The sequence below is a fragment of the Burkholderia sp. APQ4-4ca genome (genome assembly GCF_057837105.1).
Genome location: NZ_JBYQCG010000102.1, coordinates 25,333 through 51,676 on the forward strand (window position 1 = coordinate 25,333; position 26,344 = coordinate 51,676).

25 protein-coding genes and 1 tRNA gene are annotated in these 26,344 nt (G+C 67.1%); 18 read left to right on the forward strand and 8 right to left on the reverse strand.

Translation table 11 applies throughout. The annotated features are described in order from the left end of the window. Positions 1–19 precede the first annotated feature (19 nt). On the forward strand, positions 20–655 hold the full coding sequence (locus tag AC3IFE_RS12410) for an LON peptidase substrate-binding domain-containing protein (protein ID WP_059575655.1): 636 nt from the start codon (positions 20–22) through the stop codon (positions 653–655). Positions 656–774: 119 nt separating this feature from the next. On the opposite strand, the gene mutY is transcribed toward AC3IFE_RS12410, so the two are convergent. Both mutY and mutM read right to left on the reverse strand, forming a co-directional pair. Then, complete coding sequence (gene mutY / locus AC3IFE_RS12415; protein ID WP_301739647.1) at positions 775–1,881, reverse strand: A/G-specific adenine glycosylase; 1,107 nt, start codon at positions 1,879–1,881, stop codon at positions 775–777. A 24-nt stretch (positions 1,882–1,905) separates the two neighbouring features. Continuing rightward, on the reverse strand, positions 1,906–2,733 hold the full coding sequence (mutM, locus tag AC3IFE_RS12420) for a bifunctional DNA-formamidopyrimidine glycosylase/DNA-(apurinic or apyrimidinic site) lyase (protein ID WP_089468485.1): 828 nt from the start codon (positions 2,731–2,733) through the stop codon (positions 1,906–1,908). Between the two features lie 246 nt (positions 2,734–2,979). Between mutM and AC3IFE_RS12425 the strand changes: the two genes are divergently transcribed. From AC3IFE_RS12425 to hisC, 8 genes are all read left to right on the forward strand, one after another. Continuing rightward, on the forward strand, positions 2,980–4,803 hold the full coding sequence (locus AC3IFE_RS12425; protein ID WP_489190710.1) for a tetratricopeptide repeat protein: 1,824 nt from the start codon (positions 2,980–2,982) through the stop codon (positions 4,801–4,803). Beyond that, on the forward strand, positions 4,803–5,423 hold the full coding sequence (gene lolB / locus AC3IFE_RS12430) for a lipoprotein insertase outer membrane protein LolB (protein ID WP_301739649.1): 621 nt from the start codon (positions 4,803–4,805) through the stop codon (positions 5,421–5,423). The genes AC3IFE_RS12425 and lolB overlap by 1 nt, the downstream gene beginning before the upstream one ends. Positions 5,424–5,527: 104 nt before the next feature. Continuing rightward, positions 5,528–6,406: a 4-(cytidine 5'-diphospho)-2-C-methyl-D-erythritol kinase gene (gene ispE, locus AC3IFE_RS12435; protein ID WP_489190711.1), complete on the forward strand. Its 879-nt coding sequence runs from the start codon at positions 5,528–5,530 to the stop codon at positions 6,404–6,406. Between the two features lie 55 nt (positions 6,407–6,461). Continuing rightward, a tRNA-Gln gene (locus tag AC3IFE_RS12440) sits at positions 6,462–6,538 on the forward strand. A gap of 44 nt (positions 6,539–6,582) precedes the next feature. Beyond that, positions 6,583–7,545: a ribose-phosphate pyrophosphokinase gene (locus AC3IFE_RS12445; protein ID WP_089468489.1), complete on the forward strand. Its 963-nt coding sequence runs from the start codon at positions 6,583–6,585 to the stop codon at positions 7,543–7,545. A gap of 158 nt (positions 7,546–7,703) precedes the next feature. After that, positions 7,704–8,309 (forward strand): 50S ribosomal protein L25/general stress protein Ctc, encoded by a 606-nt coding sequence (locus AC3IFE_RS12450; RefSeq protein WP_011546248.1) that lies wholly within the window; start codon positions 7,704–7,706, stop codon positions 8,307–8,309. Positions 8,310–8,429: 120 nt separating this feature from the next. Next, a complete protein-coding gene (pth, locus tag AC3IFE_RS12455) occupies positions 8,430–9,029 on the forward strand; it encodes an aminoacyl-tRNA hydrolase (protein ID WP_489190712.1) in 600 nt (199 codons plus the stop codon). 115 nt (positions 9,030–9,144) lie between these two features. Continuing rightward, positions 9,145–10,212 carry a histidinol-phosphate transaminase gene (gene hisC / locus AC3IFE_RS12460; RefSeq protein WP_489190713.1) on the forward strand — a complete coding sequence of 356 codons (1,068 nt, stop codon included), beginning with the start codon at positions 9,145–9,147 and terminating at the stop codon, positions 10,210–10,212. Between the two features lie 75 nt (positions 10,213–10,287). Here hisC and AC3IFE_RS12465 read toward each other — a convergent pair whose 3' ends face one another. From AC3IFE_RS12465 to rsmD, 3 genes are all read right to left on the reverse strand, one after another. Then, positions 10,288–10,554 (reverse strand): YfhL family 4Fe-4S dicluster ferredoxin, encoded by a 267-nt coding sequence (locus tag AC3IFE_RS12465; protein ID WP_006477774.1) that lies wholly within the window; start codon positions 10,552–10,554, stop codon positions 10,288–10,290. A gap of 59 nt (positions 10,555–10,613) precedes the next feature. Then, positions 10,614–11,111 (reverse strand): pantetheine-phosphate adenylyltransferase, encoded by a 498-nt coding sequence (coaD, locus tag AC3IFE_RS12470; RefSeq protein WP_006477773.1) that lies wholly within the window; start codon positions 11,109–11,111, stop codon positions 10,614–10,616. A 111-nt stretch (positions 11,112–11,222) separates the two neighbouring features. Further along, positions 11,223–11,837, reverse strand: a complete 615-nt coding sequence (gene rsmD, locus AC3IFE_RS12475; RefSeq protein ID WP_124479356.1) for a 16S rRNA (guanine(966)-N(2))-methyltransferase RsmD — start codon at positions 11,835–11,837, stop codon at positions 11,223–11,225. A gap of 213 nt (positions 11,838–12,050) precedes the next feature. Here rsmD and ftsY point away from each other — a divergent pair, with 213 nt between their 5' ends. Then, the gene (gene ftsY, locus AC3IFE_RS12480) at positions 12,051–13,211 is read left to right on the forward strand and encodes a signal recognition particle-docking protein FtsY (RefSeq protein ID WP_489190714.1); all 1,161 of its coding nucleotides are present in this window, start codon (positions 12,051–12,053) and stop codon (positions 13,209–13,211) included. A 96-nt stretch (positions 13,212–13,307) separates the two neighbouring features. On the opposite strand, the gene maiA is transcribed toward ftsY, so the two are convergent. Beyond that, positions 13,308–13,952, reverse strand: coding sequence for a maleylacetoacetate isomerase (maiA, locus tag AC3IFE_RS12485; protein ID WP_489190715.1), 645 nt, complete (start codon positions 13,950–13,952; stop codon positions 13,308–13,310). Positions 13,953–14,132: 180 nt separating this feature from the next. Here maiA and ybiB point away from each other — a divergent pair, with 180 nt between their 5' ends. Both ybiB and leuA read left to right on the forward strand, forming a co-directional pair. Beyond that, complete coding sequence (gene ybiB / locus AC3IFE_RS12490) at positions 14,133–15,107, forward strand: DNA-binding protein YbiB (RefSeq protein WP_489190716.1); 975 nt, start codon at positions 14,133–14,135, stop codon at positions 15,105–15,107. Between the two features lie 377 nt (positions 15,108–15,484). Next, positions 15,485–17,131, forward strand: a complete 1,647-nt coding sequence (leuA, locus tag AC3IFE_RS12495) for a 2-isopropylmalate synthase (RefSeq protein ID WP_489190717.1) — start codon at positions 15,485–15,487, stop codon at positions 17,129–17,131. Positions 17,132–17,273: 142 nt separating this feature from the next. Here the strand turns inward: leuA and AC3IFE_RS12500 are convergent, their stop codons facing one another. Both AC3IFE_RS12500 and pagL read right to left on the reverse strand, forming a co-directional pair. Next, positions 17,274–17,657 (reverse strand): nuclear transport factor 2 family protein, encoded by a 384-nt coding sequence (locus tag AC3IFE_RS12500; RefSeq protein ID WP_089468496.1) that lies wholly within the window; start codon positions 17,655–17,657, stop codon positions 17,274–17,276. Between the two features lie 45 nt (positions 17,658–17,702). After that, positions 17,703–18,272, reverse strand: a complete 570-nt coding sequence (gene pagL, locus AC3IFE_RS12505; protein ID WP_089468497.1) for a lipid A 3-O-deacylase PagL — start codon at positions 18,270–18,272, stop codon at positions 17,703–17,705. A 359-nt stretch (positions 18,273–18,631) separates the two neighbouring features. Here pagL and rpoH point away from each other — a divergent pair, with 359 nt between their 5' ends. The 6 genes from rpoH to AC3IFE_RS12535 all read left to right on the forward strand — a co-directional run bounded on the left by rpoH (position 18,632) and on the right by AC3IFE_RS12535 (position 26,202). Beyond that, on the forward strand, positions 18,632–19,567 hold the full coding sequence (gene rpoH, locus AC3IFE_RS12510; RefSeq protein ID WP_489190718.1) for an RNA polymerase sigma factor RpoH: 936 nt from the start codon (positions 18,632–18,634) through the stop codon (positions 19,565–19,567). Between the two features lie 359 nt (positions 19,568–19,926). Next, on the forward strand, positions 19,927–20,208 hold the full coding sequence (gene cydP, locus AC3IFE_RS12515; protein WP_489190734.1) for a cytochrome oxidase putative small subunit CydP: 282 nt from the start codon (positions 19,927–19,929) through the stop codon (positions 20,206–20,208). After that, positions 20,198–21,778 carry a cytochrome ubiquinol oxidase subunit I gene (locus AC3IFE_RS12520; protein WP_089468500.1) on the forward strand — a complete coding sequence of 527 codons (1,581 nt, stop codon included), beginning with the start codon at positions 20,198–20,200 and terminating at the stop codon, positions 21,776–21,778. Before cydP ends, AC3IFE_RS12520 begins: the two co-directional genes overlap by 11 nt. A 31-nt stretch (positions 21,779–21,809) precedes the next feature. Beyond that, positions 21,810–22,946: a cytochrome d ubiquinol oxidase subunit II gene (gene cydB, locus AC3IFE_RS12525; RefSeq protein WP_489190719.1), complete on the forward strand. Its 1,137-nt coding sequence runs from the start codon at positions 21,810–21,812 to the stop codon at positions 22,944–22,946. A 62-nt stretch (positions 22,947–23,008) separates the two neighbouring features. After that, a complete protein-coding gene (cydX, locus tag AC3IFE_RS12530) occupies positions 23,009–23,131 on the forward strand; it encodes a cytochrome bd-I oxidase subunit CydX (RefSeq protein ID WP_089468502.1) in 123 nt (40 codons plus the stop codon). A 584-nt stretch (positions 23,132–23,715) separates the two neighbouring features. After that, positions 23,716–26,202: a beta-N-acetylhexosaminidase gene (locus AC3IFE_RS12535; RefSeq protein WP_489190720.1), complete on the forward strand. Its 2,487-nt coding sequence runs from the start codon at positions 23,716–23,718 to the stop codon at positions 26,200–26,202. Positions 26,203–26,344 lie beyond the last annotated feature (142 nt).

Below are 26,344 nucleotides of genomic sequence, written 5' to 3' on the forward strand. Positions count from 1 at the left end.
GCCCCCACGCCCGCGCGCCATGTCCTCCTTATCGACCACCCTGATCGACCTGCCGCTGTTTCCGCTGCACACGGTGCTGTTTCCTGGAGGGCTGCTCCCGCTCAAGGTGTTCGAGGCGCGCTATCTCGACATGTCGCGCGCCTGCCTGCGCGACGACGCACCGTTCGGCGTGTGCCTGCTCAAGAGCGGGCCCGAAGTCGCGCAGGACGGCGCGGTGTCGGTGCCCGAAACCATCGGCTGCATGGCGCGCATCACCGAGTGCGATACCGGCGAATTCGGGATGCTGTATCTGCAGGCGGTCGGCACGCAGCGTTTCGAGCTGCTGTCGTATCGCGTCGAAGGCAACGGGCTGCTGGTCGGCATCGCGGAGCCGCTGCCCGACGACATTCCGCTCGAAGGCGAACAGGCGCTCGCGCAGTTCGGCTCGTGCGCCGAGGTGCTCGAACGCATCATCGATGCGCTGAAAAAATCCGATCCGCAGAAAATGCCGTTCGGCGAACCGTTCCGCCTCGACGATCCGAGCTGGGTATCGAATCGCCTCGCGGAACTGCTACCGCTCGACCTGCGCGCGCGGCAGAAGCTGATGGAATTTCCGGACGTCGGCGCGCGCATCGACGCCGTGCACCACGTGCTCGACCGGCACGGCTGGCTGTAGCGACCGCGCGCCGATCCGCCGCGAGTCGCGCGTCGCGCCCGCCCGAAGGCCATTCCTTCCTGCGGGCGACAACGCGGCGCCTTCGCGAACGCGGCCCGCGCCGCGCCCTTCCCCGTTCGTTACAGCAACGGCCCGCTCAGCGCATCGAGCAGCTTGCGCACGGGCGCCGGCACGCCGTACGCGTCGAGCCGGCTCAGCGGCACCCATGCGGTGTCCGCGTCCCGCGCCTGCGACGGCAGGCCGCCGCCGTCGGCCACATCGCTCAGCCGCGGCTCGATCTCGAGCCGGAAATGCGTGAACGTATGCGTGAGCGGCGCAAGCGGCACCGTGCCGCCGCCGCCGAAACCGCGCGCGAGATCGGCGAGCGCGGCATCGCCGTCCGCTTGCGGCAGGCTCCACAGGCCGCCCCAGATGCCGGTCGGCGGCCGTCGCTCGAGCAGCACGGCGTCGCCGTCGCGCAGCACGAGCATCCAGGTCTTGCGCGTCGGCACGGCCTTCTTCGGCCGGGCGGCCGGCAGTTCGCGCTGCCGGCCGGTCGATTGCGCGACGCAGTCGCCCGCGAACGGGCAGCGCGCGCAGTCGGGCTTGCCGCGCACGCACAGCGTCGCGCCCAGGTCCATCAGCCCCTGCGTATACGCGCTCACGTCGGCCGCGTTCGCGGCATCGGGCAGCAGCGATTCGGCGAGCGCCCACATGTCGTTCTCGACCCGCTTCTCGCCCGGAAAGCCCTCGACGCCGAATACCCGCGCGAGCACGCGCTTCACGTTGCCGTCGAGGATCGTCGCGCGCGCGCCGTACGCAAACGACGCGATCGCGGCGGCCGTCGAGCGGCCGATGCCGGGCAGTTCGGCCAGTGCGTCGGGCGTCGCCGGAAACGCGCCGCCGTGCTCGGCGACGACGACCTGCGCGCAGCGGTGCAGGTTGCGCGCGCGCGAGTAGTAGCCGAGCCCCGCCCATAGCGCCATCACGTCGTCGGCCGGCGCGGCCGCGAGCGCGGCGACGTCGGGGTAGCGGTCGAGAAAACGCGTGTAATACGGAATGACGGTCGACACCTGCGTCTGCTGGAGCATGATTTCCGACAGCCAGATCCGGTACGGATCGCGGGTGTTCTGCCACGGCAGGTCATGGCGGCCATGCTCGCGCTGCCACGCGACGAGACGCGTGGCGAACGTGCGGTGCAGCGGCGTGACGGGGAACGGAGCGGGGGCGATGCGGGGCGGCTTCAAGTTATCTGATCGGGGAAAAGGGTTTCAACGCTGGCACGTCGGGCAGAAATAGGTCGACCGCTGGCCCTGCACGATCTGGCGGATCGGCGTGCCGCATACGCGGCAAGGCTGGCCGGCACGATCGTAGACGAAGCAATCGAGCTGGAAGTAGCCGCTTTCGCCGTTGCTGCCGACGAAATCGCGCAACGTGCTGCCGCCGCGCTCGATCGCGTCGGCGAGCGTCGCGCGCACCGCATCGGCCAGCCGCTCGTAGCGCGGCAGCGAAACCTTGCCGGCGGCCGTCGTCGGCCGGATGCCGGCGCGAAACAGGCTCTCCGACGCATAGATGTTGCCGACGCCGACGACCATGTCGCCCGCCAGCAGCGCCTGCTTGACCGACACCGTGCGGCCGCGCGTGCGCGCATGCAGCAGCGCGCCGGTGAACGCCGGCGAGAACGGCTCGACGCCGAGGCTCGCGAGCAGCGGATGCGCATGCACGTCACCGGCTTCGCGCGGGTGCCACAGCACGGCGCCGAAGCGGCGCGGATCGCGGAAGCGCAGCACGAATTCGTCGAAGATCCAGTCGATGTGGTCGTGCTTCGCGGCGATCGGCACGCCGGCCGCGGGCAGCACGCGCAGCGTGCCCGTCATCCCGAGATGGACGATGAACCAGCCCGCATCGACTTCGAACAGCAGGTACTTGCCGCGGCGCTCGACGGCGAGCACCTCGCGCGCGCGCAATTGCTCGGCGAGCCCGGCCGGCACGGGCCAGCGCAGCATCGCGGTACGGACGTCGACACGCTCGACGCGGCGGCCCGCGACAAAGGGCTCGATGCCCCGGCGCGTGACTTCGACTTCTGGCAACTCTGGCATGTTTTGCGGGTCTGAGGCTACGGTCTGCTTACATAGGGAACGCGCATGCGCCGCCGCGAGAACGGCCGTTCTCGCGGCGGCCCCGAATTAAACACGGGAATGCCCGAAATCGCTCGCCTGGCAGCACGCGAGGCGGGCGATTTCGGGCATTCGCATGGGGGTTCCACAGGTAAACGGACCCTATCACGATCGTGCGTGTATTGTAGCGAGCGCGTTACAATCGGTTGAAACATCGAACGGATTTCCATGACCCTGCCCTCGAAGCTGCTTCAGGAGCGCCCCGCCGCCGTGCGCGGCGCGCGCGCCTTCCCGGTCCGCCGTGCACTCGGTGCCGCGCTGTTTGCCGCCTGGACCCTCACCGCCTTTCCGGCCCACGCGCAGAATCCGGCATCGGACGACGCGGAGCCGCAGGGTGCGTTCGAGCACGTGTTGCCGGACGAGCAGAAGAATCTCCCCGGCGTGCCGCTGACGAGCCAGATCGTCTACCAGGTGCTCGCCGCCGAGGTCGCGCTCCAGCGCAACCAGCCGGCGCCGGCGTACCAGACCTACCTCGCGCTGGCCCGCGACACGCGCGATCCGCGCATGGCGCAGCGCGCGACCGAAATCGCGCTCGGCGCGCAGAGCCCGGCCGACGCGCTGTCCGCCGCGAACCTGTGGCGTCAGTACGCACCGGATTCGAACCGCGCGTCGCAGGTCGACGCCGCGCTGCTGGTGCTCGCCGGCAAGCCGGCCGACGCGCAGCCGATGCTCGCGCGCGAGCTGGCCCGCGCGACCGGCGACACGCGCGGCCCGGCGATCCTCGCGCTGCAGGCGCTGCTCGTGCGCGGCCCCGACCGCGTCGGCGGCCTCGCGGTGCTGAAGGACATGCTGAAGAACGACATGAACCGCCCCGAAGCGCAGCTCGCGATCGCGCGGCAGCAGCTCGCGGTCGACGACAAGGAAGGCGCCGCGCAATCGCTGAAGCAGGCGCTGCAGATCCGCCCCGACTACCTGCCGGCGGCGCTGATGCTGTCGCAGATGGGGCCGGCGGAACGCGCGGCGGGCATCGCGTCGTTCGAGAAGTATGTTCAGCAGAATCCGAAGTCGCGCGACGCACGGCTCGCGCTGTCGCAGCTCTATCTCGCCGACGATCGCCTCGACGACGCGCAGAAGCAGTTCGAGACGATGCGCAAGCTCGACGCGAAGGATCCGACGCCGCTGATGGCGCTCGCGCTGATCAAGATCCAGCAGAAGAAACTCGACGAGGCGACCGGCTACCTGAAGCAATACGTGCAGCTCGCCGACAAGCAGCCGAACCTCGACGTCGGCCAGGGCTACATCTACCTCGCGCAGATCGCGATCGACCAGAACAACGACGCGCAGGCGTCGCAATGGCTCGACAAGGTCGACCAGACGAGCCAGCACTACCTGCCCGCGCAGATCACGCGTGCGCAGCTGCTGCAGAAACAGGGCAAGACCGACGAGGCGCGCAAGGTGCTCGACAACCTGCCGATCTCGGATCCGCGCGACGCGGCCGTGGTGGCGCGCACCGATGCGTCGATCCTGTTCACCGCGAAGCGCTATCCGGAAGCGGAGGCGCGGCTCGGGCAGGCCGTCCAGGACTTCCCGGACGATCCCGACCTGCGCTACGACTACGCGATGGCGGCCGAAAAGACCGGCCACTACGCGACGATGGAAAAGCAGTTGCGCGAGTTGATCCGTACGCAGCCCGACAACCCGCAGGCCTACAACGCGCTCGGCTATTCGCTCGCCGACCGCAACCAGCGCCTGCCCGAGGCCAGCAAGCTGATCGACAAGGCGATGGCGCTCGCGCCGAACGACGCGTACATCATGGACAGCCTCGGCTGGGTGAAGTACCGGATGGGCGACACGGCCGGCGCGACGAAGGTGCTGCAGCGTGCATACGAACTGCAGCCGAACGCCGAGATCGGCGCGCATCTCGGCGAAGTGCTGTGGAAGAGCGGCGCGCAGGACGACGCGCGCAACGCGTGGCGTGCCGCACAGAAGCTCGAGCCCGACAACGAAACGCTCGTGCAGACGCTCAAACGCCTGCAGATCAACGGCCTCTGATGCGGATGTTCCCGATGTTTTCCCTGTCCTCCCGCGCGCGGCGCACGCTGGCCGCGGCCGGCGCGGCGCTCGCGCTCGCCGGCTGCGCGAGCACTCCGCCGTCGGCCAACGCGCCGACGGGCGCCGTGCTGCAGACGGCGGCGGCGCATGCGTACCACGGCCGCTTCGCGGTGCGGTACGACGATCGTCTCGGCAACCCGCAGAACGTGTACGGCAACTTCGACTGGCAGGAGCACGGCGACGACGTGTCGCTCGAACTGCGCAGCCCGCTCGGCCAGACGCTCGCGGTCGTGAAATCGACGCCGCGCGCGGCGTCGCTCGAATTGCCGAACCGCCCGACCCAATATGCGCCCGACGTCGGCGACCTGATGCAGAAAACGCTCGGCTTCGAGCTGCCGCTCGCGGGCCTGCGCTACTGGCTGCTGCCGACCGCCGCGCCCGCGACGCCCGCCGAAACCGTGCGCGACCCGGCCGACGGCACGCGCATCAAGCAGTTGCGCCAGGACGGCTGGACGATCGACTACCTTGCCTACGCGGATGCCCCGGCCACGGGCGTCAAACGCGTCAACCTCGTGCGCGCCACGCCGCCGCTCGACATCAAGCTCGTGCTCGATCAGTAAGGGGCAGCGCTGCATGAGCGTTTTTTTGTTTCCGGCGGTGCCTAGCCGCCGCCACACTCCTTACGCCATTGTCTAAAGGAGTATTCTCTTTGAGCAGTTCCGTCATGGATTCGACCCGCTCGCTGCGCAACTGCCTGGCGCCCGCGAAACTCAACCTGTTCCTGCACATCACCGGCCGCCGTCCGAACGGCTATCACGATCTGCAGAGCGTATTCCAGCTGCTGAACTGGGGCGACACGCTGCACTTCACGCGGCGCGACGACGGCCGCGTCGCACGCGTCACCGACGTGCCGGGCGTGCCCGAGGAAAGCGATCTCGTCGTGCGCGCGGCGAACCTGCTGAAAGCGCATACGGGCACCGCGCACGGCGTCGACATCGAGATCGACAAGATCCTGCCGATGGGCGCCGGGCTCGGCGGCGGCAGCTCCGACGCGGCGACGACGCTGCTCGCGCTGAACCGCCTGTGGCAACTCGATTTGCCGCGCGCCGAACTCCAGGCGCTCGCGGTCAAACTCGGCGCCGACGTCCCGTTTTTTATTTTTGGAAAAAATGCGTTCGCGGAGGGTATCGGAGAAGAATTAGCTGAGGTACAATTGCCGACTCGCTGGTTCTTGGTTGTGACGCCACGCGTTCATGTCCCGACCGCTGAAATATTTTCAGATGAGTTGTTGACAAGAAATACGAAGCCCGTCACAATTGCTGACTTTCTTGCACAGCAAACCAGCGATGCGGGATGGCCAGATAGCTTCGGTCGGAACGATATGCAGGAAGTTGTAACAAGGAAGTACGCGGAAGTTGCGCAGGCGGTCAAATGGTTGTATGATGTGACCCCCGCGAGGATGACCGGCTCCGGAGCAAGCGTGTTTGCAGCGTTTCACAGCAAGCACGAGGCAGAAGCGGCGAAAGCCAAGCTGCCCGCCAGTTGGAATGGCGCAGTTGCCGAGAGTCTGAACGAGCATCCGCTCTTCGCTTTCGCGTCATGAAGTTTTACTTTGCCGAACGGCCTACACAAGTTCGGTGAAGTTATCAGTTAAGTGTAGGGGAGTCGCCAAGTTGGTCAAGGCACCGGATTTTGATTCCGGCATGCGAGGGTTCGAGTCCTTCCTCCCCTGCCAAAAATTTTCCCGCATTTCCCGCCCAAGCCTGAAGCAGGTGCACGATGAGCAGCCACAGCCATGATGGCCTGATGGTCTTTACTGGCAACGCGAATCCCGCGCTCGCCCAGGAAGTCGTCAGTATCCTTGGTATTCCCCTCGGCAAAGCGATGGTCAGCCGTTTCTCCGACGGCGAAATCCAGGTCGAGATCCAGGAAAACGTGCGCGGCAAGGACGTCTTCGTCCTGCAATCCACGTGCGCACCGGCGAACGACAATCTGATGGAACTGATGATCATGGTCGATGCGCTCAAGCGCGCCTCCGCCGGCCGGATCACCGCTGCCATCCCCTACTTCGGCTATGCGCGTCAGGATCGCCGCCCGCGTTCGGCGCGCGTCGCGATCTCGGCGAAGGTCGTCGCGAACATGCTGGAAATCGCCGGCGTCGAGCGGATCATCACGATGGATCTGCACGCCGACCAGATTCAGGGCTTCTTCGACATCCCGGTCGACAACATCTACGCGACGCCGATCCTGCTGGGCGACGTGCGCAAGCAGAACTACTCGGATCTGCTCGTCGTGTCGCCGGACGTCGGCGGCGTGGTGCGTGCCCGGGCGCTCGCGAAGCAGCTCAACTGCGATCTCGCGATCATCGACAAGCGTCGTCCGAAGGCGAACGTCGCCGAAGTGATGAACATCATCGGTGAAGTCGAAGGCCGCACCTGCGTGATCATGGACGACATGGTCGATACGGCAGGCACGCTCTGCAAGGCTGCACAAGTGCTGAAGGCGCGCGGTGCGAAGCAGGTGTTCGCGTACGCGACGCACCCGGTCCTGTCGGGCGGCGCCGCCGAGCGTATCGCCGCATCGGAACTCGACGAGCTGGTCGTCACCGATACGATTCCGCTGTCGGCCGAATCGCTGGCATGCTCGAAGATCCGCTCGCTGACGAGCGCGAGCCTGCTGGCCGAGACGTTCTCGCGGATCCGCCGCGGCGATTCGGTGATGTCGCTGTTCGCGGAATCCTGATCGCGAATCGACGGAACAAAGCATGCGCGAAAAGCGAAGCGGCAACGCTTCGCTTTTTGCACAATCGGACGGGATAGACGAAACCCCGGCCGTTTCATCGGGGGCCGTTTGATGGCCCCGTTTTACTGCCTGGTCGCGGGCAGCACATGGAGAATCACATGAAAGTCGTCGCTTTCGAGCGCCAACAGCAAGGTACGGGTGCGAGCCGCCGCCTGCGCAACGCCGGTAAGACCACGGGTATCGTCTACGGTGGCGAAGCAGCCCCGCAAAAGATCGAACTGGATCACAACGCGCTGTGGCATGCACTGAAGAAGGAAGCCTTCCACTCGTCGATCCTCGACCTGGAAGTCGCTGGCCAGTCGCAACAGGTTCTGCTGCGCGACGTGCAATACCACCCGTTCAAGCAACTCGTGCTGCACGTGGACTTCCAGCGCGTCGACGCGAAGAAGAAGCTGCACACGAAGGCACCGCTGCACTTCCTGAACGCGGAAGTCAGCCCGGCCGTGAAGCTGTCGAGCGCGATCGTCTCGCACGTCGCGACGGAAATCGAAATCGAGTGCCTGCCGGCTGACCTGCCGGAGTTCCTCGAAGTCGACCTGTCGAAGATCGAAGCCGGTCAATCGCTGCACGCGAAGGACATCGCGCTGCCGAAGGGCGTCGCGCTGGTCGCACACGTCGACGCGGAAAACCCGGTCATCGCTTCGGCGACGGTCCCGGCGGGTGCCGTGTCGGACGCAGCAGAAGGCGAAACGCCGGCTGCCTAAGCGGCTGCCTGCACGCCCCATCGATCCGTTTCACGAAACGGTCGACGCAACCCGCCGCGGCTTGCCCGGCGGGTTTTTCTTTTTCTGCGCCCAGGCGGCAGCCGCCGCCTTCGAAACGTCATGATCAAACTGATCGTCGGCCTCGGCAATCCCGGGGCGGAATACACCGCGACGCGCCACAACGCCGGTTTCTGGCTGATCGACCAGCTCGCTCGCGAAGCCGGCACGACGCTGCGCGACGAACGCCGCTTCCACGGCTTCTACGCGAAAGCGCGCCTGCACGGCGAGGAAGTGCATCTGCTCGAGCCGCAGACCTACATGAACCGCTCCGGCCAGTCGGTCGTCGCGCTCGCGCAATTCTTCAAGATCCTGTCCGACCAGATCCTCGTCGCGCACGACGAGCTCGACCTGCCGCCCGGCACCGTGAAGCTGAAGCTCGGCGGCGGCAGCGGCGGCCACAACGGCCTGAAGGACATCACCGCGCACCTGTCGTCGCAGCAATACTGGCGGCTGCGGATCGGCATCGGCCATCCGCGCGACCTGATTCCGGAAAGCGCGCGCGCCGGCGCGAAGCCCGACGTCGCGAACTTCGTGCTGAAACCGCCGCGCCGCGAGGAACAGGACGTGATCGACGCATCGATCGAACGCGCGCTCGCCGTGATGCCGATGGTCGTCAAGGGCGAACTCGACCGCGCGACGATGCAGCTGCATCGCAGCTGACCGCACCGCGCACGGGTCGGTGCATCGGCCATCCGGCCAACCCGGCGGCCTCGCCTGACCCACCGCGACGCGCACATGCGGTAATCTGGGCGTTTTGCCCGACAGGAGCCAAGCGGTGAGCCGTTACTGGAGCGACGTCGTTCAGCAATTGGTGCCTTACGTGCCGGGCGAACAGCCCGCGCTTGCGCACCCCGTCAAGCTGAACACCAACGAGAATCCCTATCCGCCGTCGCCGCGCGTCGTCGCGGCGATCGCACGCGAACTCGGCGACACCGGCGACACGCTGCGCCGCTATCCCGACCCGGTCGCACGCGCGCTGCGCGAGACGGTCGCGGCCCATCACCGCATCCAGCCCGAACAGGTGTTCGTCGGCAACGGCTCCGACGAGGTGCTCGCGCATGCGTTCCAGGCGCTGCTCAAGCACGACCGGCCGCTGCGCTTTCCCGACATCACGTACAGCTTCTATCCGACCTACGCGCGCCTGTACGGCGTCGAGACCACGATCGTGCCGCTCGCGGATGATTTCTCGATCCGCGTCGACGACTATCTCGACGACGCCGGCGGCGTGCTGTTTCCGAACCCGAACGCGCCGACCGGGCGCGCGCTGCCGCTCGCGGACGTCGAGCGGATCGCGGCCGCGAACCCGTCGTCGGTCGTCGTGATCGACGAAGCGTACGTCGACTTCGGCGCGCAGTCGGCCATCACGCTGATCGACCGCCATCCGAACCTGCTCGTCGTGCATACGACGTCGAAGGCGCGCTCGCTCGCGGGCATGCGCGTCGGCTTCGCGTTCGGCGATGCGGCGCTGATCGACGCGCTGAACCGCGTGAAGGACAGCTTCAATTCGTATCCGCTCGACCGGCTCGCGCAGGCCGCCGCGCAGGCTGCATATGAAGACACCGATTATTTCAACGCCACCTGCCGGCGCGTGATCGACAGCCGGGCGCGGCTCACGCATGCGCTCGCCGCGCTCGGCTTCGAGATCGTGCCGTCGGCCGCGAATTTCGTGTTCGCGCGCCATCCCGCGCACGATGCGGGCGCGATCGCGGCGAAGCTGAAGGAACGGGAAATTTTCGTGCGGCACTTCCGGCTGCCGCGGATCGACCAGCATCTGCGCATCACCGTCGGCACCGATGCCGAATGCGATGCGCTCGTCGCGGCGTTGGGCGAGCTGCTGGGCTGATATGGAAGAACCGGCGCCGGTCTGAATAGAAAGCGCGACGCGCGCCCGTCGATCGGAGCGCGCGTCAGCGCAGGATCACGACGCGTCGTCGCCCTTCACGGCGATCAACGCGTGGTACTTCTCCATCAATTGCGCGTGCGATTCGTCATGCTGCGGATCGCGCGGAATGCATTCGACCGGACACACCTGCTGGCACTGCGGTTCGTCGAAATGGCCGACGCACTCGGTGCACTTGTTCGGGTCGATCACGTAGATATCCGGGCCCATCGAAATCGCGCCGTTCGGGCACTCGGGCTCGCACACGTCGCAATTGATGCACTCGTCGGTAATCATCAAAGCCATGCTGATCTCACTTCTTCAGGCCGGCGGCCGGCTTCGCAACGAAACCGGCCGGCGCCGCATCACGCGGCAGGGCCTCCCATCGCCGTGACTTTCTCGGTCAGCCACTTCTCGACGGACGGAAACACGAATTTGCTGACATCGCCGCCCAATTGCGCGATTTCGCGCACGATCGTCCCCGAGATGAACTGGTACTGGTCGGACGGCGTCATGAACATCGTCTCGACGTCGGGCAGCAGATAGCGGTTCATCCCCGCCATCTGGAACTCGTATTCGAAATCGGATACGGCGCGCAGCCCGCGCACGATCACGCGCGCATTGTTGACGCGGACGAAATCCTTCAGGAGGCCGGTGAAACTCATCACCTTCACGTTCGGATAATGGCCGAGCACCTCGTTCGCAATCGTCAGACGTTCTTCGAGCGAGAAAAACGGCTTCTTCGCGCGGCTGTCGGCAACGCCCACCACCAGCGTATCAAAAATGCTCGACGCACGCCGCACGAGGTCTTCGTGCCCGCGCGTCAGCGGATCGAACGTACCGGGATACACGGCGACTACCATGTCGCTCCTCCTGTCATCACGCAAACGGGATGGCAGCCGTGCGATGCACGCGCCGCTGCCGAGATGGGCATGCGTCGCCTTCGCGGCGCGCCGCCTCGTATGGAACGCGCATTATTCATCATTTTCGCGGCGCAGCAAATGATAGTGAACCGCACCGGCCTTGCCGTGCTTCACCACCTGCCAGCCCGCGAGCGCGTCGTGCGCGGCCGGATCGAGTTCCGCCCCCGTTTCGACGTACAGCGCGCCGCCGGCCGCGACGAGCGGCGCCGACAGCGCGATCGCGCGCTCGAGCGCGGCCAGATCGTCGAACGGCGGATCGAGGAACACGACGTCGAACGCGCCCGGCGTGAGCCCGGCCGCGAGCCGCAGCGCATCGGCTTCGGCGATCTCGACCGAACGGGCGCCGAGCTTGTCCTTGATCGCACGCAACTGCTGCGCGGCGCGCGGATGGCGCTCGACCATCACGACGCTCGCCGCGCCGCGCGATGCGGCCTCGAAACCGAGTGCGCCGGTGCCCGCGAACAGGTCGAGGCAGCGCCGGCCTTCGAGATCCTGGCCGAGCCAGTTGAACAGCGTCTCGCGTACGCGATCGGGGGTCGGGCGCAGGCCGTCGAGATCGAGCACCGCGAGCGGCGTGCGTTTCCAGTCGCCGCCGATGATGCGGATCGTGTGCGGCTTGCCGCGGCTGGAAGGGGCCGCCGGGCGGCCGGAAGAGGAACGGGACATACGGGATATCGACAACGGAGGAACCGGGCGCGCGCGAGGGGCGCCGCCAAACAGGCGCACGTTACCACAGCGGCGACGCGCACTGACGCGAGCGCCGCGCCGCACTGATAAAATGCACGGTTTCGGCCGCCGAGCGCCGCGTCCGCGCGAACGCAGAACGGCCCGTCCGGCGCCCGCCCCCGCGGCGGCCCGCCCTCTTCCCGACGCCAGACCATGTTCAGTTTCTTCAAACGATTCAAGAAAACGCAGGAGCTCGATCCGGCGGAATCGCAATCGGCCGACGCGCAGCAAGCGGACGAAGCGTCCGACGCCGACGCGCCCGAGCCCGACGCACTGCCCGCGGCCGACCTGCCGCAGGCGAGCGCGCAACCGGCCGCGCCGGCCGTCGTGATGACGGTCACGCCGACCAACGACGGCCGCGACGAAGTCGTCGAGACGGTCGAGATCGTCCCGCCGCCGCTGCAGGACGCCTCCGCGAAGAAGTCGTGGCTCGCGCGCCTGAAAACGGGGCTCGCGAAGACGGGCTCGAGCATCACCGGCGTCTTCGTCAACACGAAGATCGACGAGGACCTGTACGAGGAGCTCGAAACCGCGCTGCTGATGTCCGACGCGGGCGTCGACGCGACCGAGTACCTGCTCGGCGCGCTGCGCGAGAAGGTGCGCACGGGCCGGCTGACCGATCCGCAGCAGGTGAAGGATGCGCTGCACGACCTGCTCGTCGAGCTGCTGACGCCGCTCGAGAAATCGCTGATGCTCGGCCGCGCGCAGCCGCTCGTGATGATGATCGCCGGCGTGAACGGCGCGGGCAAGACGACCAGCATCGGCAAGCTCGCGAAGCATCTGCAGAGCTTCGACCAGTCGGTGCTGCTGGCCGCCGGCGACACGTTCCGCGCGGCCGCGCGCGAGCAGCTGGCGGTCTGGGGCGAGCGCAACAACGTGACGGTCGTGCAGCAGGAAAGCGGCGATCCGGCCGCGGTGATCTTCGACGCGGTCAGCGCCGCACGCGCGCGCAAGATCGACGTGATGATGGCCGACACGGCCGGCCGCCTGCCGACGCAGCTGCACCTGATGGAAGAGCTGAAGAAGGTGAAGCGCGTGATCGCGAAGGCGCACGACGGCGCGCCGCACGAAGTGTTGCTGGTGATCGACGCGAACACCGGCCAGAACGCGCTCACGCAGGTGAAGGCGTTCGACGACGCGCTGGGCCTGACCGGCCTGATCGTCACGAAGCTCGACGGCACCGCGAAGGGCGGGATTCTCGCCGCGATCGCGCGGCAACGGCCGGTGCCCGTCTACTTCATCGGCGTCGGCGAGAAGGTCGAGGACCTGCAACCGTTCAGCGCGGTGGAATTCGCGGACGCGCTGCTCGGCTGAACGCCGCCAGCCCGTCTCGCACCAGGGCGCCTTCGGGCGCCCTTTTTCGTGCGCGCCCGATCCGGCCTGCCACGGGTCGCGGCGCGCATTCGGCGCTCATTCCGCGTCCGGCTGCACGCCCGGCTCGGCGGCCTTGAACGCATCGAGCGTCGCCGCATGATCGGCGATCCGCTGGATCGTCGGGAAACGCGTCGTGTCGATCGAAAAGCGGTTCGCGTTGAACACCTGCGGCACGAGGCACACGTCGGCGAGCGTCGGCGTGTCGCCGAAGCACAGCTTGCCGGTGCGCGGATCGTTCGCGAGACGCGTCTCCAGCGTGTCGAAGCCCGCCTCGATCCAGTGCCGGTACCACGCGTTCTTGGCATCCTCGGACACCTTCAGCGTGTGCTTCAGGTACTTGAGCACGCGCAGATTGTTGAGCGGGTGGATTTCGCACGCGATCTGCAGCGCGACCGATCGCACGTACGCGCGATCGACCGGCTGCTTCGGCAGCAACGCGGGCTCGGGATGGATTTCGTCGAGATATTCGATGATCGCGAGCGACTGCTGCAGCGTCGCGTCGCCATCGACCAGCGTCGGCACGACCCCGTCCGGATTCAGCGCGCGGTACGCGTCCTTCAGTTGCTCGCCGCCGTCGCGCAGCATGTGCACGGGCGCATAGTCGAACGGCAGCTGCTTGAGGTTCAGGGCGATCCGCACGCGGTACGACGCGGAACTGCGGAAATAGCTGTAGAGCTTCATGGGATGTCTCTCTTTTGGTCGTATTCGGCCGGCGGCGACATCGGCGCGGCGCGGCGGCGCGCGCGCCGCCGGGAACCAGAGTGTAGCGCGGCACGATGCGCGGCCGCGCCCGTGCGATACTCGGGGCATCCCTCACCGCTCACCGCGCGGCCCAATGCCGGCCGCCCGCCCCACGCTCCGATGACCGCTTCCCACGATCCCGCCGCCGCTCCGTTCCCCTGCGCCCGCTTCATCAAGGAAATCGGCCGCGGCCCGAACGGCGCGCGCGCCCTGTCCGCCGAGGACACGTTCGCGCTCTATCGCGCGATGCTCGATGCGCGCGTGTCGGACGTCGAACTCGGCGCGATCCTGATCGCCTACCGGCTGAAAGGCGAATCCGCCGACGAACTGGCCGCGATGCTCGCCGCCGCGCAGGCGTCGTTCGAGCCCGTGCACGTACAGGACGCCGCGTTCCGCCCGGTGTCGATCCCGAGCTACAACGGCGCGCGCAAGCAGCCGAACCTCGTGCCGCTGCTCGCGCTGCTGCTCGCGCGCGAAGGCGTGCCGGTGCTGGTGCACGGGGTGGAGCGCGATCCCGGCCGCGTGACGAGCGCCGAGATCTTCTCGGCGCTGTCGCTCGCGCCGTCGACGTCGCACGATGCGATCGAGGACACGCTCGCCGAGCGCCGCGTCGCGTTCGCGCCGATCGACGTGCTGGCGCCGCGCATCGCGCACCTGCTGTCGCTGCGCGGCGTGCTCGGCGTGCGCAACTCGACGCATACGCTCGTGAAGATCCTGCAGCCGTTCGCGCCGGCCGGGCTGCGGCTCGTCAACTACACGCACCCGCCGTACCGCGACAGCCTCGCGCAGCTGTTCCGCGATCATCCGGACGCCGCGCTCGGCGGCGCGCTGCTCGCGCGCGGCACCGAAGGCGAGGCGGTGGCCGACACGCGGCGCCAGGTGCAGGTCGACTGGCTGCACGACGGCGTGTGCGACACGCTGATCGACGCCGAGCGTTCGTCGACCGACGCGCCGCCCGTCGCGCTGCCCGAGTCGCGCGACGCGGCGACCACGGCCGCGTGGACGGACGCGGTGCTGCGCGGCGAGGTGCCGGTGCCCGACACGGTGGCGCGACAGGTCGCGACGATCGTACAGATCGCCCGCGTCGCGCGCTGACGGCTCGGCGCCGACCTGCCCCTTTATCCCGACATTTGACACGCGAGCGCATCCTGGCATAGAGTGGTCGCCATGCGTTCCTTTCCGAACACCCTCCGAATTACCTCCGGCCGCCTAGCGCGGCCGCTATCGCTACGACTAGCCTAAGGCTGTCGTAGCGCCGTGTGCCGTCCGCACGGTCCTCCCAGCAGTTCCTCGCCGTACCCCTCTCGCAGTTTTTACAACCCGAAGTCGTCAGCATTCGTCCGTCCATCCGTCGGCCGATTCGCGAAGATCATCCGCATCCGCGGCGCCATTGCGCGCCGGATGCGAGGCAGCGCCCACCGGCGCCCGTGCCGCCCGTCTTCGCTCGCGACTTGAGACCCGAGGTCCAGAAGATGATGCGCAATCCGCAAGACAAGTACCGTCCGTTCGAGCCCGTCCGCCTCAATGGCCGCCGCTGGCCCGCCCGCACCATCGAGCGTGCGCCCGTGTGGATGAGCACCGACCTGCGCGACGGCAACCAGTCGCTGATCGAGCCGATGAGCATCGAGCAGAAGCTCGAGTTCTTCGAAATGCTGGTCGCCATCGGGTTCAAGGAGATCGAAGTCGGTTTTCCGTCGGCGTCGCAAACCGACTTCGATTTCGTCCGCAAGCTGATCGACGACAAGCGGATTCCCGACGACGTGACGATCGAAGTGCTCGTGCAGTCGCGTGAAGACCTGATCGCGCGCACGTTCGATGCGCTCGAAGGCGTGCCGCGCGCGATCGTGCACCTGTACAACGCGGTCTGCCCGTCGTTCCGCCGCATCGTGTTCGGGATGTCGAAGGACGACGTGAAGGCGCTCGCGATCGACGGCACGCGCATCATCAAGGCACACGCCGCCGCGCGCCCCGATACGCACTGGACCTTCCAGTACTCGCCGGAAACCTTCAGCATGACCGAGCTGACGTTCGCGCGCGAGATCTGCGACGCGGTCGCGCAGACTTGGCGCCCGACCCGCGACCACAAGATGATCGTCAACCTGCCGGCCACCGTCGAGGCCGCGACCCCGAACGTGTTCGCCGACCAGATCGAATGGATGGACCGCAACCTCGCGTACCGCGACAGCATCGTGCTGTCCGTGCATCCGCACAACGATCGCGGCACTGCGGTCGCGGCGGCCGAACTCGCGTTGCTCGCGGGCGCCGATCGCATCGAAGGCTGCCTGTTCGGCAACGGCGAGCGCACCGGCAACGTCGATCTCGTCACGCTCGCGTTGAACCTCTACACGCAAGGCATCGACCCGGGCCTCGATTTCTCCGACATCGACGCGGTGCGCCGCGTCGTCGAGCGCTGCAACCAGATTCCCGTGCATCCGCGCCACCCGTACGCGGGCGACCTCGTGTTCACCGCGTTCTCGGGCTCGCACCAGGATGCGATCCGCAAGGGCTTCGCGCAGCAGCGCCCCGACGCGGTGTGGGAAGTGCCGTACCTGCCGATCGACCCGGCCGACCTCGGCCGCAGCTACGACGCGGTGATCCGCGTGAACAGCCAGTCCGGCAAGGGCGGCGCGACGTTCCTGCTCGAGCGCGGGATGGGCTTCACGCCGACGCGCCGCGTCCAGATCGAGTTCAGCCATGCGGTGCAGACGCTCGCCGACGCCTCGGGCGAGGAAGTGACGGGCGACGCGATCTGCGCGCTGTTCGCGCGCGAATTCCTCGAGACCGACGGCCCGGCCGCGCGCCACGGCAGCGGCGCGCGCTGGCAAAACCGCGAGATCGCGGCGGCGCCCGCCGCCGACGCGACGCCCGACGACGCGGTGCGACGTTTCGCCGCGGCATTTGCGACGGCCGCCGGCGCCGCGATCGACGTCGCGTCGTGCGAACACACGCGCACCGCGGACGGCCGGATCGCGGTATCGGTCGGCTGCCGGGTCGGCGACGCGCCGCTGCGGCACGGCGTCGGCGTGCATGCCGACGCGGCGAGCGCGGCGCTCGATGCGGTCGCGAGCGCGATCAACCGCTCGGCATGGCACTGCGCGGATCGACGCGCGGCGGCCTGAGCGCCGGACTTCGATGCAGGGTTGAATGTCAGCGAGCGGTGCGTGACCGCCCGTGCGCCGCGCGATCCGCGCCGCACGAGGCAGCAAAAAGCGGCTCAGAAGGCCGCTTCGGTCGATGCATGAAAAGGGGCGCCACCCGCGCTCATGTTTCGGTCGCGCACCGCGTCGCCTGCCACGCGAACAGGCACCAGCGGCCCTGGTCGTGCGTGTGGACGGACGTATAGGCAATCGGAAAGACGAGGCCGCCGTTGTTCGTTTCCATCTCGATCAACGCGCGCCCGGTGACGACGCAGGTGGCGTCGCCGACCGGCAGCACGTCCTGTGACTGGATTTCGATCTGGCGATAGCGGCGGCGGCCGGCGACGATGGCGTCGATGAACTGCTGCTTGGTTTCGCGTTTGCCGTTGGTGTGAACGAAAAACACCTTGTCCGACAACAGCGCGTCGAGCGCCTCGCCGTCGCCGTCCACCATCGCCCGGAACCGATCGCGCTCGAGCGCGCGGATCGCATCGACCACCTTCGTCATCGCCTGACTCCTCGGCAACGCGCCCGCGTTGCCCGGGCGTACGGATCAGAAGTTGTACTGCACGTAGAACTGGTGGAAATTTATACCAGGATTCGGCTCTTTGATACCCGCGTTAGACACATGTTCGAAACGGTAGCCGACCTGATACTGTTGCCGTTGGCCGAACTGCACGCCCACGCCGCCCGTCGGCGCGAACTGGAATGCGGTGGACAGCGAGAAATTGTCCGAGATCGTCGGGTGCGTCAGCAGGCGAACGCCGCCGCCCGCCTCGATGAACGGGCGAATCTGCCCGCTGCTCTTGATGAAGCGGAACATCGGCGTGACGCCGAACTCGCCGATGTTGCCGTGAACGTTGCCGCCCGTATGCCAGTAGCCGGCGTGCCCTTCGACGACGAACGTGAAGTGCCAGCCGCCGACTTCCCACCAGTTCCAGCCGGGATCCCACACCACGCCGATATCGGCCTTGTCGATCCCGCGGCGATCCGAAAAGCCGCCGCCGGCCTGGATCCCCCATCGATCCGCGAAAGCCGCACCCGATCCGCCCAGAAGAGACGCCGCCAGCATTGCATGCAGCACCAGCCGGCTGCGGGGCCGGCGATTCTTCTTATTGTTCATCTGACACTCCAACTTTGTGGGTTGAATGGAGCCTGCGGCAACGGCCGGGCCCGAGCGAACTGAATGGTATGGTAAAGGACTTTTCGAATCGGCATCACGAAGCGAAATGGCTTGCTTCCAAAACGACAAAAATCGAAATCGTCTACCGATTCCCAACAGAAACAACGGCTTACGGAACTTCGTGGCGGAGCCCCTGTCGCAGAATAGGCTATCGACTCGACTCATCCGATAGAAAAACAGGGAACTCCGATGCCCCCGCGTGCTCTAAGGAATTAGCACTCGTATTGCGGGAGTGCTAAGATGACCCACGGAATCTCATTCGAGACCGGGGTTTGTCCCTGATTCCAAAGGAGTTTTTAGTGAGCAACGCCCTGACCCTCCCGAACACCCTGAGCCCGGCGCCGGCCAAGGCCGAATCGGCAGGCTCGCTGGCGCTCGCAGCCCAATCGATGTTGCCCGGCCAGCTCGGCAACATCGACGCGTACATCCAGGCCGTCAACCGCATTCCGCTGCTGACCGCCGAGGAGGAACGCCGGTATGCAACCGAATTCCGCGAAAACAACGACCTCGACTCCGCGCGCCGCCTGGTGCTGTCGCACCTGCGTCTCGTCGTGTCGATCGCGCGCAACTATCTCGGCTACGGCCTGCCGCACGGCGACCTGATCCAGGAAGGCAACATCGGCCTGATGAAAGCGGTGAAGCGTTTCGACCCGTCGCAAAACGTGCGCCTGGTGTCGTATGCGATTCACTGGATCAAGGCCGAGATCCACGAGTACATCCTGCGCAACTGGCGCATGGTGAAGGTCGCGACGACGAAGGCGCAGCGCAAGCTGTTCTTCAACCTGCGCAGCCACAAGAAGAGCATGCAGGCGATGACGTCCGAGGAAATCGACGGCCTCGCGCAGGAACTCAACGTCAAGCGCGAGGAAGTCACCGAGATGGAAACGCGCCTGTCGGGCGGCGACGTCGCGCTCGAGGGTCAAGTGGAAGACGGCGAGGAGTCGTACGCGCCGATCGCCTACCTGGCCGACTCGCACAACGAGCCGACCGCCGTGCTCGCCGCGCGTCAGCGCGACATGCTGCAGACGGACGGCATCGCGCAGGCGCTCGACGCGCTCGACGCACGCAGCCGCCGCATCATCGAGGCACGCTGGCTGCAGGTCGACGACGACGGCTCGGGCGGCTCGACGCTGCACGATCTCGCTGCCGAATTCGGCGTGTCGGCGGAACGCATCCGCCAGATCGAGGCGAGCGCAATGAAAAAGATGCGCACCGCCCTCGCCGAATACGCCTGAATCCCGCCGATTGAGAGCGCCTCATCGAAAACCGCTGCCCAACCGGCAGCGGTTTTTTTTCGTCCTTTTTTCTGCTGCTTTTCACTCGCTTTTCAGCGCGTTTCACGCTCCGTTTCTCACCCGATAATTGAACGGATTCATCAGGCATTACGCTATTTGCGACGCCCTTCCGCATAAGCTTGATCCACCTCAATTTTTACCCCCTGTTTCGCGACGGTCTGCCGCATCGCAGCACTCGGCATCGGAAAGCAGTCCTTTTAAAATTGGCATGTCAGGCGCAAAAGGATTAAAACAGCTTCACGGCCGTCATAAATCCGACGTAAAGTCGCCCCCAATCCGACGTAAATCGTTTCAGGATAATCGCCTTGATCTCGATCAATAAAGAGCCTGCGCCGCCCTCGCGGCCGACCGGCACGATCGGCTGGCGTGCGCGCATCGCCGCATGGGCACGCGGCCCCACCCTCGCCCGCGACATCACCCTGGTGCTGATCGTCAAGCTGATCCTCCTGATGTCGCTCAAATACGCATTCTTCAATCATCCGCAGGCCGAGCACATGTCGTTGCCGCCTGCCGCCGTGGCCGAGAAGCTGCTCTCGGTGCCGGCGCCTGCATCTACCGAGGGAGACCATCATGATAAGTAGTGAAGTCGTCGATCTGTCGCGCCTACAGTTCGGCATCACGGCGCTCTACCATTTCCTGTTCGTGCCGTTGACGCTCGGCCTGTCCTGGCTGCTCGTCATCATGGAAGCCGTCTACGTGATGACCGGCAAACAGGTCTACAAGGACATGACCCAGTTCTGGGGCAAGCTGTTCGGCATCAACTTCGCGATGGGCGTGACGACCGGCATCACGCTCGAATTCCAGTTCGGCACGAACTGGTCGTACTACTCGCACTACGTCGGCGACATCTTCGGCGTGCCGCTCGCGGTCGAAGGCCTGATGGCGTTCTTCCTCGAATCGACCTTCGTCGGCCTGTTCTTCTTCGGCTGGAACCGCCTGTCGAAGGTCAAGCACCTGATCGTCACGTTCCTCGTCGCGCTGGGCTCTAACCTGTCCGCGCTGTGGATCCTCGTCGCGAACGGCTGGATGAACAACCCGGTCGGCGCCGAGTTCAACTACCAGACGATGCGCATGGAGATGACGAGCCTGTTCGACGTGCTGTTCAACCCGGTCGCGCAGGTGAAGTTCGTGCACACGGTGTCGGCCGGCTACGTGTCGGCGGCGATGTTCGTGCTCGGCGTGTCGTCGTGGTATCTGCTGAAGAAGCGCGACGTCGATTTCGCGCTGCGCTCGTTCGCGGTCGCGGCCGGCTTCGGCCTCGCGGCGACGCTGTGCGTGATCGTGCTCGGCGACGAATCGGGCTATACGACCGGCGAAGTGCAGAAGATGAAGCTCGCCGCGATCGAATCCGAATGGGAAACGCAGCCGGCGCCCGCGTCGTTCACGCTGATCGGCATCCCGAACCAGGCGGAACAGCGCACCGACTATGCGATCAAGATCCCGTACGCGCTCGGCCTGATCGCGACGCGCTCGATCGACGAACCGGTGGTCGGCCTGCGCGACCTCGCGAAGCGCAGCGAGGAGCACATCCAGAGCGGGATGATCGCGTACGGCGCGCTGCAGAAGCTCAAGCAGGGCGACACGAGCGACGCGACCCGCGCGCTGTTCGACCAGCACAAGCAGTATCTCGGCTACGGGCTGATGCTCAAGCAGTTCACGCCGAACGTGACCGACGCGACGCCCGAGCAGATCAAGGCCGCCGCGAAGAAGACGATTCCGCCCGTCGCACCGGTGTTCTTCTCGTTCCGGATCATGGTGGCTCTCGGCTTCCTGTTCGTCGCGACGTTCGTTGCCGCGTTCTGGTTCTGCGCGCGGCGGCAACTGCTGCAGGACAACCGCCGCTGGTTCCTGCGCTACGCGGTGTGGGCGATCCCGCTGCCGTGGATCGCGATCGAATTCGGCTGGATCGTCGCCGAGCTCGGCCGCCAGCCGTGGACGATCGCCGGCGTGCTGCCGACGCACCTGTCCGCGTCGAGCCTGCAGCCGAGCGACCTGTACCTGAGTCTCGCCGGCTTCATCCTATTCTACACCGCGCTGTTCGTCATCGAGATCAAGCTGATGTTCAAGTACGCGCGGCTCGGCCCGTCGTCGCTGCATACCGGCCGCTATCACCACGAACTCGTCGCTACCGGCGAGCGGGCCGCGGTTTGAGCACGCCCTCGCAACGGAACAAGGAATCGCTATGGACTATGCAACTCTCAAGCTGATCTGGTGGGTGCTCGTCGGCGTGCTGCTGATCGGCTTCGCCGTCACCGACGGCTTCGACATGGGCGCGACCGCGCTGCTGCCGTTCCTCGGCAAGACCGACGAGGAGCGCCGCATCATCGTCAACACGGTCGGCGCGACGTGGGAAGGCAACCAGGTGTGGCTGATCACGGCCGGCGGCGCGATGTTCGCGGCCTGGCCGCTCGTCTACGCGGCGTCGTTCTCCGGCTTCTACTTCGCGATGCTGCTCGTGCTGTTCGCGCTGTTCTTCCGGCCGGTGGGCTTCGACTACCGCAGCAAGCGGCCGGACCCGCGCTGGCGTGCGGGCTGGGACTGGAGCCTGTTCGCCGGCGGCTTCGTGCCGGCGCTCGTGTTCGGCGTCGCGTTCGGCAACCTGCTGCAGGGCGTGCCGTTCAAGTTCGACAGCGACCTGCGCGTGACCTACTACGGCGGCTTCTGGGCGCTGCTGAACCCGTTCGCGCTGCTGTGCGGGCTCGTCAGCCTCACGATGCTCGTCGCGCACGGCGCCGCGTTCATCAAGATGAAGACCGACGGCGTGATCGCCCGCCGTGCGTCGATCGCGCTGCGTGTCGCGTCGTTCCTCGCGGTCGTGCTGTTCGTGCTGGCCGGCGTGCTGGTGGCCTCGTATATCGGCGGCTTCCACATCACGCACGCCGCGCCGACCGACACCGTCGCGAACCCGCTGCTCAAGGACGTCGCCGCCGGTGCGGGCCTGTGGCTCGCGAACTACGGCGACTATCCGTGGATGATCGCCGCGCCCGTCGTCGGGATCGCGGGCGGCGTGCTCGCGCTGCTGCTCGCCGGCTCGAAGCAGGAAAAGACGGCGTTCTTCTGCACCGGCCTGATGATCGCCGGGGTGATCCTGACCGCGGGCTTCTCGATGTTCCCGTTCATCATGCCGTCGTCGCTCGACCCGCGCAGCAGCCTGACCGTATGGGATTCGACGTCGAGCCACATGACGCTGCAGGTGATGCTGTTCGCGGTGATCGTGTTCCTGCCGATCGTGCTGCTCTACACGGGCTGGGTGTATCGCGTGATGCGCGGCAAGGTCACGCACCAGACGCTCGAAGAGAACAAGCACTCGATGTATTGATGCATTGAACCGGGCCGGGGCGCGTGGGCGCCCTCGCCTACCGTTTCGCAAGGAGTCGGATCATGTGGTATTTCAGCTGGATTCTCGGTATCGGCGTCGCGCTGTCGTTCGGCATCGTCAACGCGATGTGGCTCGAAGCGCGGCAGAAGACGCAGGAAGCGTCCGGGCGGACACGGCGCGACTGACGCACCGACGGGTGACGCGCGCGGCCGCTCGATCCGCGCGCCGCTGCCGTCGCCGTCCGGAAGGAAAGAACCTCGCTTCGCGCGAGGTTTTTTTCGTCCTGGCCGCGCTGGCAGGCCGCGCACATCGATGCCAATTTAGCGCCAGATTGATACCACTTGAATACCAATCAAAGGTTTCATAAGATCGTTGGACACGGCCGCTGACAGGCCGATTCCTTCTGGGTGGGGGAGACATGCGAAACCCGTATGTGGCGTGCGCCTGCGCGCCGTATCGACGTCCACGTGCCGCGACGCGCACCGTCGTCGCGCGCGTGCGCGGCCAGCCGAGCGCCGCCCGCCGCAGCCGACTCGTCGCAGCGGCGAACGCCGTGGGCCGCCGATGAATCCGCGCACGCCGCCGCGCCGATCCGATCGGCACGCGTGCCCGCCGCCCGTTCCGTAACGCACGCGCCCGCGTGCCGAATGCGCGCGGTGCAGCCGCATCGCCCCGCGCGCGGGTGTCTCCCGCAGCTCCACTGAAAGATCCGATCGCAGCGACGTCGCGTCACGACGCCGCCACGCCCTCTTTTTCTCAGGAGTTCGAATTGAAGCGTACCTTGACCTCCCTCCTTGCCGGCCTGCTGATCGCGGTGCTGTCGCCCGCCGCGATCTCGGCGGTACCGGCGTCGGCCGCCGCTGGCGCGACCGCCGGCACCGCACAATCGACCGCCGCCCAAGCGGCCAGCCTCGCGACGCAGCTGTCGAACGGCCTCGCGTTGCGCGTCGCCGTCGACAACAACCACGCGGCCGCGGCCGGCGTGCCGTGCGCCGATCTCGGCGCGGACGGCGCGGCCTGCGCGACGGGCCGCCTGATCCTGCAGAACCGCGGCCACCAGCCGATCGCCGACGGCGGCTGGAAGCTCTACCTGCACAGCATTCGCCGCCTGTTGCGGATCGACCGGCCCGGCTTCGCGCTGCGGCGGCTCACCGGCGACCTGTACGAACTGACGCCGCAGCCGGGCTCGGTGCGGCTCGCGCCCGGCGAGCGCATCGAGCTGCCGTTCGTCGCCGAATACTGGCTGCTGCGCTACAGCGACGTGATTCCGCGCCCGTATGTCGTCGTCGACGGCGCGCCGCCGGCCGTGCTGCGCTACAACGATACCGACAACGAGCTGCGCTACGTCGAATCGCTGCCGGCCGACGCGCAGAACAACTCGACCGGCAACGCGCCGCCGGTGGCCGCACGGCCCGATCCGGGCCGCGCGCTGCCGAGCGTGAAACGCGAGCGGCCGCTGCCCGGCACGCTCGAGCTGCGCGGCGTCGAACTCGCGCTGCCGGACCTGCCTGACGCGCAAGTCGCGGCGCTGCGCGAGCGCGCGACGACGCTCGGGCTCGACGGCGCACGCGTGCCGGTGCGCGGCTTCGTCGCACCGCGCCGGCTGCCGGCCGACCTCGCGACACCGGGCGGCTACCGGCTCGCGATCGGGCCGCGGGGCGTGCTGATCGAAGGCTACGATCGCGCGGGCCTCTACTACGGCGTGCAGACGCTCTACTCGCTCGCGCCGGCCGGTGGCGGCCCGATTCCGGCGATGCTCGTCGAGGATGCGCCGCGCTTCACGCATCGCGGCATGCACGTCGACCTCGCGCGCAACTTCAAGCACCCGGCGACGCTGCGCCGCCTGATCGACCAAATGAGCGCGTACAAGCTCAACCGCCTGCACCTGCATCTGTCCGACGACGAAGGCTGGCGCATCGAGATTCCCGGCCTGCCCGAGCTGACCGAGATCGGCTCGCGCCGCTGTCACGACCCGAGCGAGACGCGCTGCCTGCTGCCGCAGCTCGGCTCCGGCCCCGACAACCGCTCGGGCGGCGGCTACCTGACGCGCGACGACTACGTGGCGCTCGTACGCTACGCGGCCGCGCGCTTCGTGCAGGTCATCCCCGAGATCGACATGCCCGCGCACGCCCGCGCGGCCGTCGTGACGATGGAGGCGCGCTACCGGCAGCTGCACGCGGCCGGCCGCGAGCAGGAGGCGAACGCGTATCGGCTGCTCGACCCGCAGGACACGACGAACCTGACGACGGTGCAGTTCTACGACCGGCGCAGCGACCTGAACCCGTGCGTGCCGGGCGCGCTCAACTTCGCGTCGAAGGTGATCCGCGAAATCGCGGCGATGCACGCGGACGCACAGGCGCCGCTGCAGACCTGGCACTACGGCGGCGACGAGGCGAAGAACATCTTCCTCGGCGGCGGCTTCCAGCCGCTGAACGGCACCGACCCGAACAAGGGGCGCATCGACCTGGCCGCGCAGGACAAGCCGTGGGCGCGTTCGCCCGCGTGCACGGCGCTGCTTCAGCGCGGCGAGATCAAGTCGATCGACGAGCTGCCGACGCGTTTCGCGAAACAGGTGAGCGCGGCCGTCAACGCGAACGGGATCGGCACGATGGCCGCGTGGCAGGACGGCATCAAGCATGCGAACGGGCCGCAGGATTTCAGCACGCGCCACGTGATGGTGTCGCTGTGGGACACGATCTTCTGGGGTGCGTCGGACAGCGCGCGCGACCTGAGCAACAAGGGCTACCTGACCGTGCTCGCGCTGCCCGACTACCTGTACTTCGACTTCCCGTACACGCTCGATCCGCGCGAGCGCGGCTACTACTGGGGCTCGCACGCGACCGACGAGTACAAGGTGTTCTCGCTCGCGCCGGAGAACCTGCCGCAGAACGCCGAAGTGATGGGCGACCGCGACGGCAACGCGTTCGAGGTGACGGGCACGGGCCCCGCGCCGCGCATCGAAGGCATGCAGGGGCAGGCGTGGGGCGAGGTGATGCGCAACGACACCTTCCTCGAATACATGACCTACCCGCGGCTGCTCGCGCTCGCCGAGCGCGCGTGGCACCGGGCCGACTGGGAGCTGCCGTATGCGGCCGGCGTGCGCTTCAAGCGCGGCGACACGCACCACGTCGACGTCGCCGCGCTGCAGCGCGACTGGGCCGGCTTCGCGACGCTGCTCACGCAACGCGAATTGCCGAAGCTCGAGCGCGCCGGCGTCGGCTACCGGAAGCCGACCTTCACGCTGACGAATCCGTGAACGGCTGATCGGCCGGGCAGCCCGGCGACCGGCGAGGTGGATCAACGCAGCGCCTGTCGCTCATCGGGAATCGTCCGCACCCAAGCAAAAACGGCTTGCGACGCACCGGTCGCAAGCCGTTTTCTGTTGACCGCCGGCCCGG